This window comes from Streptomyces sp. NPDC021020, assembly GCF_044333285.1.
GTDB lineage: Bacteria > Actinomycetota > Actinomycetes > Streptomycetales > Streptomycetaceae > Actinacidiphila.
Window position 1 is genome coordinate 321,208 of sequence record NZ_JBIRQQ010000009.1, and the last position, 11,990, is coordinate 333,197.

8 protein-coding genes and 1 riboswitch are annotated in these 11,990 nt (G+C 75.9%); all 8 genes read right to left on the reverse strand.

Features of this window, described 5'->3' with window-relative positions; genetic code table 11:
- Window positions 1-154 precede the first annotated feature (154 nt).
- Window positions 155-889: a precorrin-2 C(20)-methyltransferase gene (gene cobI, locus ACH4SL_RS27460; RefSeq protein WP_398450194.1), complete on the reverse strand. Its 735-nt coding sequence runs from the start codon at window positions 887-889 to the stop codon at window positions 155-157.
- Window positions 880-2,340: a cobyrinate a,c-diamide synthase gene (locus tag ACH4SL_RS27465; protein ID WP_398450196.1), complete on the reverse strand. Its 1,461-nt coding sequence runs from the start codon at window positions 2,338-2,340 to the stop codon at window positions 880-882. The genes cobI and ACH4SL_RS27465 overlap by 10 nt, the downstream gene beginning before the upstream one ends.
- Window positions 2,334-2,930 carry a cob(I)yrinic acid a,c-diamide adenosyltransferase gene (gene cobO / locus ACH4SL_RS27470; protein WP_398450198.1) on the reverse strand — a complete coding sequence of 199 codons (597 nt, stop codon included), beginning with the start codon at window positions 2,928-2,930 and terminating at the stop codon, window positions 2,334-2,336. Before cobO ends, ACH4SL_RS27465 begins: the two co-directional genes overlap by 7 nt.
- The gene (locus ACH4SL_RS27475) at window positions 2,930-4,987 is read right to left on the reverse strand and encodes a putative cobaltochelatase (RefSeq protein WP_398450200.1); all 2,058 of its coding nucleotides are present in this window, start codon (window positions 4,985-4,987) and stop codon (window positions 2,930-2,932) included. Before ACH4SL_RS27475 ends, cobO begins: the two co-directional genes overlap by 1 nt.
- A 220-nt stretch (window positions 4,988-5,207) precedes the next feature.
- A complete protein-coding gene (gene cobN, locus ACH4SL_RS27480; RefSeq protein ID WP_398450202.1) occupies window positions 5,208-8,870 on the reverse strand; it encodes a cobaltochelatase subunit CobN in 3,663 nt (1,220 codons plus the stop codon).
- Entirely contained in the window at window positions 8,867-10,348 is a 1,482-nt protein-coding gene (locus tag ACH4SL_RS27485; protein ID WP_398450348.1) for a cobyric acid synthase, read from the reverse strand. Before ACH4SL_RS27485 ends, cobN begins: the two co-directional genes overlap by 4 nt.
- A gap of 8 nt (window positions 10,349-10,356) precedes the next feature.
- A complete protein-coding gene (locus tag ACH4SL_RS27490) occupies window positions 10,357-11,373 on the reverse strand; it encodes a cobalamin biosynthesis protein (RefSeq protein ID WP_398450204.1) in 1,017 nt (338 codons plus the stop codon).
- 122 nt (window positions 11,374-11,495) lie between these two features.
- Window positions 11,496-11,627: riboswitch (cobalamin riboswitch) on the reverse strand.
- Between the two features lie 148 nt (window positions 11,628-11,775).
- Entirely contained in the window at window positions 11,776-11,988 is a 213-nt protein-coding gene (locus tag ACH4SL_RS27495) for a hypothetical protein (RefSeq protein ID WP_398450206.1), read from the reverse strand.
- Between the last annotated feature and the right edge of the window lie 2 nt (window positions 11,989-11,990).

An 11,990-nucleotide genomic window follows, 5' to 3' on the forward strand; every position in this document is an offset into this window, starting at 1 on the left:
GTGGCGTGCGCGTGCGGTCCGGCGGTCGGCGGCGGGGTTGCCGTGGTGGTGCGCAGCGGTCCGGCCCCCGGCGGGGCGATCGGCTCGGCCCTCGCCGTAGGCGTGCCGGGGAGCCCCCGCGCTCCTGCCGTGCTCAGCGCGCCGCAGGCGATGTTCACAGCTTTCCTCCTCGTCCGTCCCGCCGTGCGGGGGCGATCAGGGTCGACAGGTACGGCAGCGGGCCGCTGCCGGTCAGCTCCGCCGCGGGGCGGATGGACTCGTCCGGCAGGCCCAGGGCGCTGCCCCACACCGCGTCGGCGGTGCGGCCGGTGGCGGCCAGCGCCGCCGCGACCTCGGTGGCCAGGCGGCCGAACTTGTAGGCCACCACCGTGCCCGGGCCCTCCAGCGCGGCCTTCAGCACGGTGGCGCCCGCCGTCACCGGGACGAGCGTCAGCGGCTCCGTGCCCTCGGCGAGCACCGCGCCGCTGCGGGCGGCGAGGTCCTGCATGGCCGTAATGCCGGGGACGGTCGCGACCGTCAGGCCCGGGACGAGCCCCGCGACGGTCTGGGCGAGGTAGGTGAAGGTCGAGTAGACGTTGGGGTCGCCGATCGTCGCGAAGGCGACCGTGCCGTGGGTACGGAGCAGGTCCGCGACCCGCGCGCCCGCCGCGTCCCACGCGGCCTCCCGGCGGGACCGGTCGGCGCGCTCGTTCAGCGCGAAGACGACGCGTACGACGCGCGCGGGCTCCACGTAATGCAGCACCGTCGCCTCGGCGCGGCCGGTCTCGCCGGTGTCCATCACCGGCACCACCACCGCGCCCGCGGCGCGCAACGCGGCCACGCCCTTGACCGTGACCAGCTCGGGGTCGCCGGGGCCGACCCCGACGCCGGTCAGACGCCTCACGTCCATGTGGCACACCTCTCGGTGAAACGGGTCGCGAGCGACGGCTCGCCGGCCCAGTGCAGATGCAGATAGGAGGCGTGCACGGAGCCGTCCACGAAGCCCTCGGTACGGCGCTCGGGGTGCGTGAGGCCCCACGCGGGGGCGGCCCCCGACTCCGGGGTCACCGTAGTGCGGTGGAATTCGTGCCCGCGCACGCGCGTGCCGGCCGCGGCGAGCGGGCTGTCGCCGAGCGCGACGGCCTCGCGGTAGCCGAGCGTGAGCGTGCCGGTCATCGCGGCGGAGGTGGGCAGGCGGCCGCACATGGGGTGGCCGTCGAGGTCGCGGGCGAGGTAGAGCAGGCCCGCGCACTCCGCGGCGACGGGGCCGCGGAAGCGGGTGATCTCGTCGCGGAGGCGGGAGTTGGCGGAGAGTTCCGCCGCGTACATCTCCGGGAAGCCGCCGCCGAGGACGAGGCCGCGGGTGCCTTCGGGGAGGGCCTCGTCGGTGAGCGGGTCGAGGGCGACGACGTCCGCTCCGGCGGCCCGGAGCAGTTCCGCCTGCTCGGCGTAGGAGAAGCTGAAGGCCGCCCCGCGCGCGATGGCGACGACGGGGCGCGGGTGGGGTTCTTCCCCTGACCCGCCCCTTCCCGAAACCGGGGTGGCACCCCGGACCCCGCCCGGGGCTCCGCCCCGAACCCCGGTCCTCAAACGCCGGACGGGCTGGATTTCGCCCCCGCCCCGGGAGAGGGCGACCTCCGCCGTCGCCTCCCACGGCGGAGCCGTCAGCGGCGGGGCCGAGCGCGCCAGCGCCAGCAGCATGGCGAGGTCGCAGAACTCGCCCACCCGCGCCCCCGCCGCGCGGACGAACGCGCGGGCGGCGGCGTCGCGTTCGGCGGCGGGCACGAGCCCCAGGTGCCGGGAGGGCACGGCGAGTTCGGCCTCGCGGGGGAGCGCGCCCGCGCACGGGACGCCCGCCTCCTCCAGCGCCTCGCGCAGCATCCGCTCGTGCCGCGGCGACGCCACCTTGTTGAGGACCACCGCCCCCACCCGCACCCGCGGGTCGAACGTCGTGAAGCCGTGCACGAGCGCGGCCACCGACCGAGACTGCGCCGACGCGTCGACGACGAGCACGACCGGCGCCCGCAGCAGCGTCGCGACCTGCGCGGTGGAGCCCAGCTCACCGCGGCCCGCGGCGCCGTCGAACAGGCCCATGACGCCCTCGACCACGGCGAGGTCGCAGCCCCGCGCGGCGTGCCGGAAGAGCGGGGCGACGCGGTGCTCGCCGCACAGGAAGGGGTCGAGGTTGCGGCCGGGGCGCCCGACGGCGAGCGCGTGGTAGCCGGGGTCGATGTAGTCGGGGCCGACCTTGTGCGGGGAGACGGCGTGGCCCGCTGCCGCGTACGCGGCCATCAGGCCGGTCGCGACCGTGGTCTTGCCGGAGCCGGACGCGGGCGCGGCGACGACGAGGCGGGCTACCACTCGATGCCCCTCTGCCCCTTCTGGCCCGCGTCCATGGGGTGCTTGACCTTGGTCATGTCGGTGACGAGGTCGGCGGTGGCCACCAGCTCGGCGGGCGCGTTCCGCCCGGTGATCACGACGTGCTGGCTCCCGGGCCGCTCCCGCAGCACGGCCACGACCTCGGCGGTGTCGACCCAGCCCCACGTCATCGGGTACGCGAACTCGTCGAGCACGTACAGCCGGTACGTCTGCGCCGCCAGGTCGCGCTTGACCTGCTCCCAGCCCTCCCGGGCCGCCTCCTCGCTGTCGTCGAGCGAGCGCTGCACCCACGACCACCCCTCGCCCATCTTGTGCCAGGCCACCGTGCCGCCCTCGCCGGAGGCGCCCAGCACCCGCAGCGCGCGCTCCTCGCCGACCCGCCACTTCGCGGACTTCACGAACTGGAAGACCCCCACCGGCCAGCCCTGATTCCACGCCCGCAGCGCGAGCCCGAAGGCGGCCGTCGACTTCCCCTTGCCCGTGCCGGTGTGCACGATCGTCAGCGGCCGGTTGCGGCGCTGCCGCGTCGTCAGGCCGTCGTCGGGGACGGAAGCGGGCTGTCCCTGCGGCATTACGCGGCCCTCCGGAAGTCCTTGACCAGGGACGACACCGTCTCGGCCCGCAGTTCGCCGAGCGTCACCGCGACCCCGCCGAGGTCGGCGGCGAGCGTGCCCGCGAGGCCGAGGCGTACCGGCCCCGACTCGCAGTCCACGACGACCGCGGCCGTCCCCGTCGCCGCCAGCAGCCGGGCGGCGCGGGCGGCGTACGCGAGCGGCTCCGGGCCGCCGGTGGCCCGCCCGTCGGTCACGACGACGAGCAGCGCGCGCCGCGCCGGGTCGCGCAGCCGCTCGACGCGCAGCACGTCGTGCGCCTTCAGCAGGCCCGCGGCGAGCGGGGTGCGGCCGCCGGTGGGCAGCCGTTCCAGCCGCGCGGCGCCCGCGTCGACCGACGACGTCGGCGGCAGTGCCAGCTCGGCGTCCTTGCCGCGGAAGGTGACCAGGCCGACCTTGTCGCGCCGCTGGTAGGCGTCCAGCAGCAGCGACAGCACCGCGCCCTTGACCGCCGACATCCGCTGCCGGGCCGCCATCGAGCCGGACGCGTCAACGGCGAAGAGCACGAGATTGCCCTCCCGGCCCTCCCGGACGGCCTCCCGCAGGTCGTCCGCGCGGACGACGATCCCGGGGCCGCTGCGCCCGCGCGCCCGCTGGTGGGGGGCCGCGGCCTGCACGGTCGCGGCCAGGTGCAACTTGCCGAGGGCGCCGCGGGGGCGCCGGGCGCCGGTCGTACGGCCGTGCGCGGTACGGGCGCGGGAGCGGCGCCCGGCCGCGCCCTCGCCGAGGCCGGGCACGGTCAGCGGCCTGACCCGGAAGGGTGCCTCGGCGGCGGCCGCGGGCTGCTCGCGGGGGGAGCCGGGGCCGGGGGCGCCTTCGGCGTCGGGGGCGCCGGAGCCGGGGGCGGCGGGGCTCTCCGCGGGGGAGTCGGGGGAGTCGGCGGCGTCGGGCGGGCCGTCCGCGGGCTGCGGCGGGATGCCGCCGCCTCCGCCGGGGCCGTTCCCGTCGCCGTCGGGGTCCGGGTCGTCCGGGTCCTTGTCGGGCTCCGCCTCCGGATCGGGTTCGGACTGCGCCGCGGCCTCGGCGAGCGCCTGGTCGAGGGTGTCCTCGTCGAGGCCGGGCGCGTCGAAGGGGTTGCGGCGCCGCCGGTGCGGCAGCGCGAGCAGCGCCGCCTGCCGGATGTCCTCGGCGAGTACGACCGTGCGTCCCGCCCACGCGGCCAGCGCGGTCGCGGTGCGGGCCATCACGATGTCCGCGCGCATGCCGTCGACCTCGAAGGCCGCGCAGGTCGCCGCGATCTGCCGCAGCGCGGAATCCCCGAGCCGCACCTCGGGCAGCAACGCCCGTGCGGCGGCGATGCGTTCGCGCACCTCCCGCTCCTGCGCCGCCCAACTGTCCGCGAAACCGGCGGGGTCGGCGTCGTACGCCAGCCGCCGCCGGACGACCTCCACCCGCTCGTCGGTGTCGCGGGACGCCGCGACCTCCACGGTCAGGCCGAAGCGGTCCAGCAACTGCGGGCGCAGCTCGCCCTCTTCGGGGTTCATCGTGCCGACGAGCAGGAAGCGGGCGGCGTGCGTGACGGACACGCCCTCGCGCTCGACATGGCTCGCGCCCATCGCGGCGGCGTCCAGCAGCAGATCGACCAGGTGGTCGTGCAGCAGGTTGACCTCGTCGACGTAGAGGATGCCGCGGTGCGCGGCCGCGAGCAGGCCCGGCTCGAAGGCCTTCACGCCCTCGGCCAGGGCGCGTTCGAGGTCGAGGGCGCCGACGAGGCGGTCCTCGGACGCGCCGACCGGCAGCTCCACGAGCCGTGCGGGGCGCTCCAGGGCGCCCCCGTCCGCCGGGTGCGGGCCGTCCGGGCACGCGGGGTCGGCGGACCCCGGCTCGCAGGAGAACCGGCAGCCGGGGACGACGCGGACGGCGGGCAGCAGCGCGGTCATCGCCCGCACCGCGGTCGACTTGGCGGTGCCCTTCTCGCCGCGCACCAGCACGCCGCCCACCGCGGGCGAGACCGCGTTGAGCACGAGCGCGAGCCGCAGCTCCTGTTGGCCCACGAGGGCACTGAACGGATAGGTCACGCGTCCTCCTCCACCTGATCGCGGCACCCCGCCGCACTGATCCCCACCGCCGCCGGACGCGGGCCCGGTCTGCCCTGCGATCTGCGTCTCCCTTTGCGGGCCATCGTTCCGCCCGGCTGGGGGTCCCCCCACCGCAGGTAGGGGGAGGGGGCGCGCAAGGGACCCGCACCCGGCGACGGTGGGAAGCACGGCGGCGCGTAGCCGCCCCGCGGGGTGCCGCTCATGACTCGCCCTCCAGGTCGCCCTCCAGGGCGAGATAGGTCTCGCGCAGACGCGCAAGGGTCTCCGGATCCGGGGCCGCCCACAGGCCCCGGTCCGCCGCTTCGAGCAGCCGCTCCGAAATCCCCCGCAGCGCCCACGGGTTGGACTTCCGCATGAAGTCCGCGTTCTCCGCGTCGAAGACGTACTCCGCGGCGAGCCGCTCGTACATCCAGTCGTCCACGACGCCCGCCGTCGCGTCGTAGCCGAAGAGGTAGTCGACGGTCGCGGCCATCTCGAAGGCGCCCTTGTAGCCGTGCCGCCGCATCGCCGCCATCCAGCGGGGGTTGACGACGCGGGCGCGGAAGACGCGGTGGGTCTCCTCGCCGAGCGTGCGGGTGCGGATCTGGTCGGTGAGGGCGCTGTCGCCGACGTACGCCTCGGGGGAGGCGCCGGTGAGGTGGCGGACCATCGCGACCATGCCGCCGTGGTATTGGAAGTAGTCGTCCGCGTCGACGAGGTCGTGCTCGCGGGTGTCGACGTTCTTCGCGGCGACCTGGATGCGCCGGAAGGCGGCCTCCATGTCGCCGCGCGCGGCGCGCCCGTCGAGGCCGCGGCCGTACGCGTAGCCGCCCCACACCGCGTAGACCTCGGCGAGGTCGGCGTCGGAGCGCCAGTTGCGGGCGTCGATGAGCGGCAGCAGGCCCGCGCCGTACGCGCCGGGCTTGGAACCGAAGATGCGGGCGGTGGCGCGCCGCCGGTCGCCGTGCGCGGCGGTGTCCTCGTCGGCGTGCGCGCGGACGTAGTTGGCGTCCGCGTCCTCCTCCAGCTCGGCGACCGTCCGTACCGCGTCGTCGATGAGCGCGACGACGTGCGGGAAGGCGTCCCGGAAGAAGCCGGAGATGCGCACGGTGACGTCGATCCGCGGTCGGCCCAGCTCGGCGGCCGGGACGACCTCGAAGCCGGTGACGCGGCGCGAGGCGTCGTCCCACACCGGGCGGCAGCCCAGCAGCGCGAGGATCTCCGCGATGTCGTCCCCTTGCGTGCGCATGCAGGAGGTGCCCCACACCGTCAGGCCCACGGACTTCGGGTAGGCGCCGTGGTCGGCGAGGTGCCGGGCGAGCAGCGACGCGGCGAGCGCGGAGCCGACGTCCCACGACAGCCGGGACGGGATCGCCTTGGGGTCGACGGAGTAGAAGTTGCGCCCGGTCGGCAGCACGTTGACCAGGCCCCGGGTGGGGGAGCCGGACGGGCCCGCGGGCACGTAACCGCCGCGCAGCGCCCGCAGGATGTGCCCCAGCTCGTCACTGGTACGCGCCAGCCGCGGCACGACCTCCGTCGCGGCGAAGTCCAGCACCCTTACCGCCGCGGGGACTTCGGCGTCCAGCACCTCGCGTACGGTCGCGGCCGCCGCGTCCGGCGCCCAGCCGCGCGCCTCCATCGTCTCCGCGAGCCGCCGCGCCACCTGCTCCAGCAGGTCGACCGCGTCGGACGCGGTACGCGCGGGCCCCTCCGCGAGCGCCGTCAACGCCGCCGGTACGGCGAGGTGTTCACCGGGAGCGGCCAGCAACTCCTTCTCCACAAGACCGACATGCTCGGCGAGCGCGGCCCGCAGGCCCGGCAGGGCGCCGCCCTTGCCGCCCCACACCTGGGCCGAACGCAGCACCGCCAGCACGAGGTTGACGCGCGCCTCGGCGACGGGACCCGCGCCCAGGATGTGCAGGCCGTCGCGGATCTGGACGTCCTTGATCTCGCACAGCCAGCCGTCGACGTGCAGCACGAAGTCGTCGAAGTCGTCCTCGCCGGGCTGCTCGTCGACGTGCAGATCCCGGTGCAGCTCGGCGGCCCGCACCAGCTCCCAGATCCGGCCGCGGATCGCCGGGGCCTTCGTCGGGTCCAGGTCGTTCACCAGGGCGTATTCGTCGAGGAGTTGCTCCAGCTTGGCGAGGTCGCCGTAGGAGTCGGCGCGCGCCATCGGCGGCACCAGGTGGTCCACCACGGTCGCGTGGCCGCGCCGCTTGGCCTGCGTGCCCTCACCCGGGTCGTTGACGATGAAGGGGTAGACGAGCGGGATCTCGCCGAGCACCGCGTCCGGCGCGCACCCGGCGGACAGGCCGAGTCCCTTGCCGGGCAGCCACTCCAGCGTGCCGTGCTTGCCCAGGTGCACGATCGCGTCGGCGCCGAAGGTGTGGTCGAGCCAGCGGTAGGCCGCCAGGTAGTGGTGCGACGGCGGCATGTCGGGGTCGTGGTAGATCGCGATCGGGTTCTCGCCGAAGCCGCGCGGCGGCTGGATCAGCACCACGACGTTGCCGAAGCGCAGCGACGCCAGCACGATGTCGTCGCCGTCCACGTAGAGCGAGCCCGGCGGCTCGCCCCAGTGCTCCAGCATCGACGCGCGCAGGCCCTCGTCCAGCCGGTCGAACCAGCGCCGGTAGTCGGCGAGCGGCACCCGGGCCGGGGCGGCGGCCAGCTGCTCCTCGGTCAGCCACTCCACGTCGTGCCCCCCGGCGGCGATCAGCCGGTGGATCAACTCGTCGCCGTCCGCCGGGTGTTCACCGGTGTCGTAACCGGCCGCCCGCAGTTCCTCCAGCAGCCGCACCGCGGAGGCGGGGGTGTCCAGGCCCACCGCGTTGCCGACCCGGGAGTGCTTGGTGGGGTAGGCGGTGAAGACCAGCGCGATCCTCTTGCCCGCGTTCGGGGCGTGCCGCAGGGCCGCGTACCGTACGGCGATGCCCGCGACGCGCGCGGCCCGCTCCGGATCGGCGACGTACACCGGCACATCGCCCTCGCCGGTCTCCTTGAAGGAGAACGGCACGGTGATCAGCCGCCCGTCGAATTCGGGGATCGCCACCTGCATCGCCGCGTCCATCGGCGACAGTGCCGCGTCCGACTCGCCCCACGCCTTGTGCGACGAGGTCAGGCACAGGCCCTGGAGCACGGGCACGTCGAGCCCGGCGAGCGCGCCGATGTCCCACGCCTCGTCGTCGCCCCCGGCCGACGCGTCGGCGGCGACCGTGCCGCCGGACGCCAGCACCGTCGCCACGATCGCGTCCGCCCGGCCCAGCAGCGCGAAGAGCGCGGGATCCGCGCCGCGCAGCGAACCGCAGTACACCGCCAGCGCGTTGGCGCCGCGCGCCTCGACCGCCGCGCACAGGGTGTCCACGAAGGCGGTGTTGCCGGACAGTTCGTGCGCCCGGTAGAAGAGCACCGCCACCGTGGGGCGCGCCGGGTCACGGCCCCGGTCGTCGCCGTGCACCCCGAACTGCGGCATGGGGCAGGGCGGTTCAAAGCCCTCGCCGCTCATCAGCACGGTGTCGGACAGGAAGCGCGCCAGCTCCGCCAGATTCGCCGGGCCACCCTCCACGAGGTAGCGCAGCGCCTGCGCGACGACACCCGCGGGCACCGTCGACAGCGCCATCAGCTCCGCGTCCGGCACGCTCTCGCCGCCCAGCAGAACCGACGGCACCCCGGACGCGGCGATCACCGCGAGCCCTTCTTCCCACGCCCGGCGCCCGCCCAGCAGCCGCACCACGACGAGGTCGGCGCCCGCCAGCAGGCCGGGCAGGTCCGAACCCGGGTCCACCCGCGAGGGGTTGGCGATGCGGTAGGCCGTCGCCCCGCCGGTGGCGGCGCGGGCGGCGAGCAGGTCGGTGTCGGCGGTGGACAGCAGCAGAACGATCGTCATGGTGCCCCCGGTGGGACGAAGGGGAGGCCGGCGGGCGCGCCGTCCTCGATGAGCCGCAGCAGCGCGGCGGTGTCCAGGTGCTCGGCGACCAGGTCGGCGAGCCGGTCGAGCTGCGCCTCGCGCAGCGCGGCGAAGTCGGTGTCCGGCGCGGGCTCGAAGGCGCGGCCCGCGACGCCCGCGACCTCGCGCAGGAAGGCCCGGCGGAAGCCGTCGGATTCCAGCGAGCCGTGCCAGTGCGTGCCCCACACCGCGCCGACCCGCAGCCCGTCGAGGAACGGCTCGCCGCCGGAGCCGAGTTCGGCCACGCCGTGGTGGATCTCGTAGCCCTCGACGGGCTCGCCGTACGCCCGACCGGCGGGCCGGGCCAGCGTCTTGGCGGCGGCGAAGCGGATCCGGGCGGGCAGCAGGCCGAGGCCGCGGACCGTACCGGCCTTCGACTCGACGTCGTCCTCGATGCGTTCGGCCAGGATCTGGAAGCCGCCGCAGATGCCCAGCACCGGGCGGCCGGCCGCCGCGCGGCGTTCCACCGCCGCCGCGAGGCCGCGGGCCCGCAGCCACTCCAGCGCCCGCACCGTGCCGCGGGTGCCGGGCAGCACGACCAGGTCGGCGGCGGCCACCTCGGACGGCCGGTCGGTGAAGCGCACCTCCACGCCGGGCTCGGCGGCGAGCGCGTCCAGATCCGTGAAGTTCGACATCAGCGGCAGCGGCACCACCGCGACCCGCAGCGTCTCGCGCCCGTACGGCTCGCCCGCGGCGTGCTCGCGGACGTGCAGGCCGTCCTCCTCGTCGATGACCAGGCCCCGCGCGTACGGCAGCACGCCCAGCGTCGGGCGGCCCGTCAGCCCGCGCAGCATCTCCAGGCCCGGCTCCAGCAGCGTCACGTCGCCGCGGAATTTGTTGACGACGTAGCCCGCGAGCAGCGCCTGCTGCTCGGGCGGCAGCAGCGCGGTCGTCCCGAAGAACGCCGCGAAGACGCCGCCGCGGTCGATGTCGCCCACCAGCAGCGCGGGGAGCTTCACACGGTGCGCCAGGCCCAGGTTGACGATGTCGGTACGCCGCAGGTTGATCTCCGCGGGGCTCCCGGCGCCCTCGCAGACCACCGCGTCGTACGAACGCGCCAGCTGCTCCAGGCAGTCGGCGACGACGTCCACCAACTCGCCCTGGAAACCGCCGTCCCCGTGGTAGCCGCGGGCCGACATCTCGCCCACCGGCCTGCCCAGCAGCACCACCTGGCTGCTGCGGTCGCCGCCCGGCTTGAGCAGCACCGGATTCATCAGCGCGGACGGCTCCACCCGGGCGGCCTGCGCCTGTACGGCCTGGGCCCGCCCGATCTCCGCGCCGTCGCGCGTGACGAAGGAGTTGAGCGACATGTTCTGCCCCTTGAAGGGGGCGACCCGCACGCCCTGCCGCACCAGGAAGCGGCAAATCCCCGCGGTGACGACGCTCTTGCCCGCGTCGGACGCGGTGCCCGCGACCATGAGGCCCCTCACGGCGCCTCCCCCTGCCGGGTGTTCGGCACCGCCGGTCCGCTCGTACGGGCTGCCCGGCGTCGGGGCGGGAAAGAAACCGGCCCGCGGCCGCCCACCAGCGACGGCAGCACGCTCACCGCCAGCGCCAGTGCCGACACCCGGCGGGACAGGACGACCGCCCGCTCGATGTCCGCCGCACCCGGCGGCGGGAATTCCGCGCCCAGGACGGCCCGGTGCTCGATCCGGCCCGCGTAGGAGAGGGTGCCACCCAGACGGACGCGCAGGGCGCCCGCGAAGGCGGCCTCCACCGGGCCCGCGTTGGGGCTCGGGTGGGCGGCGGCGTCGCGGCGCCAGGTGCGCCAGGCGGCGCCCGGGTGCGCTCCCGCGAGGACGGCGAGGGCCGCGGTGAGGCGGGCGCCGGGCCGGCCCACCGCGTCGTCGAAGCGCGCCGCGGCCCAGCCGAACCGCAGATGGCGCGGGGAGCGGTGGCCCACCATCGCGTCCAGCGTGTTGGCGGCGCGGAAACCCGCGAGCCCGGCGGGGCCCGCGGCCGCGCCCCACACCAGCGCGCCGACGACCGCGTCCGAGGTGTTCTCGGCGACGGACTCGACGACCGCGCGGGCGATCCCGGCGGCGTCCAGGTGCTGCGGGTCGCGCCCGCACAGGTGCGGCAGCCGGGCCCGGGCCGCGTCGAGGTCGCCCGCTTCGAGCGCGGCGCCCACCGCCCGGGCCTCGCGGGCCAGCGAGGTGCCGCCGAGCACGGCCCAGGTGCAGGCCGCGGCCAGCGCGGTGGACGCGGCGGGGGAGCGGCGGGCGGCACGCGCCGCGAGCCCGGCGGCGGACGCCGCGGCCCCGGTGCACAGCGCCGCGTACACGGCACCGGTGAGCCGGTCGTCACGCCACATCCGGCGCTCCAGCGCACCCGCCACGCGCCCGAACGCCGCGACCGGGTGGCCGCGGCGCGGGTCACCCGCGACGAGATCGCCGAGAAAGCCGAGTGCGGCGCCGTACGCGTAGGTGCGATCGGCACGCATGGCTCAGACCGCCGTCACACCTCGGGGGGACGGAACGGAGCAGATCGGTGGGGGAGTGGCGCCGGGCATGGCTGTTGTCCTCACTCAGGGTCCGCGCCCTGGTTCGACGTGACCGGCGGTGAGAGTCTCCTGGCTCCCGGATCTACGCACTCCCGGGTCTTCCAGCCGGCGAGCCGGCCGTGACGTACGGGTTCGGGAGTGCACTCCCCGGTGACAGTGGCGGGACCGCGCCGGATTCGCACCGGACTTCCTCTCCTGCCGCCGTATGGCATCCGGCAGTCCACCACGGCCGCAACGACCGCGTCAACCTGCCCTTGACCTGCGGCGACGGAGTGTGGTGAGGTCCACACCCCGCCGCCGGGCAGTGGTGTTCAGCGCGGTGCTGAGCGCGGCGCGCGGGCGCTACTTGGCGACGATGAGCCAGATCCCCCACGCGACCGCCGCCGCGCACGCGGCGAAGCACGCGTAGGCGCCGCCGCGCGCGGCCAGGCCGCCGGGTCCGCCCGCCGGCCGGGACAGGCCGACGACGCCGAGGGTGAAGACGCCGACCAGGCCGACGGTGGACAGCAGCGTGACGACCAGGACCGAGCCGAGGGCGTGCCAGTCGATGCTCATTC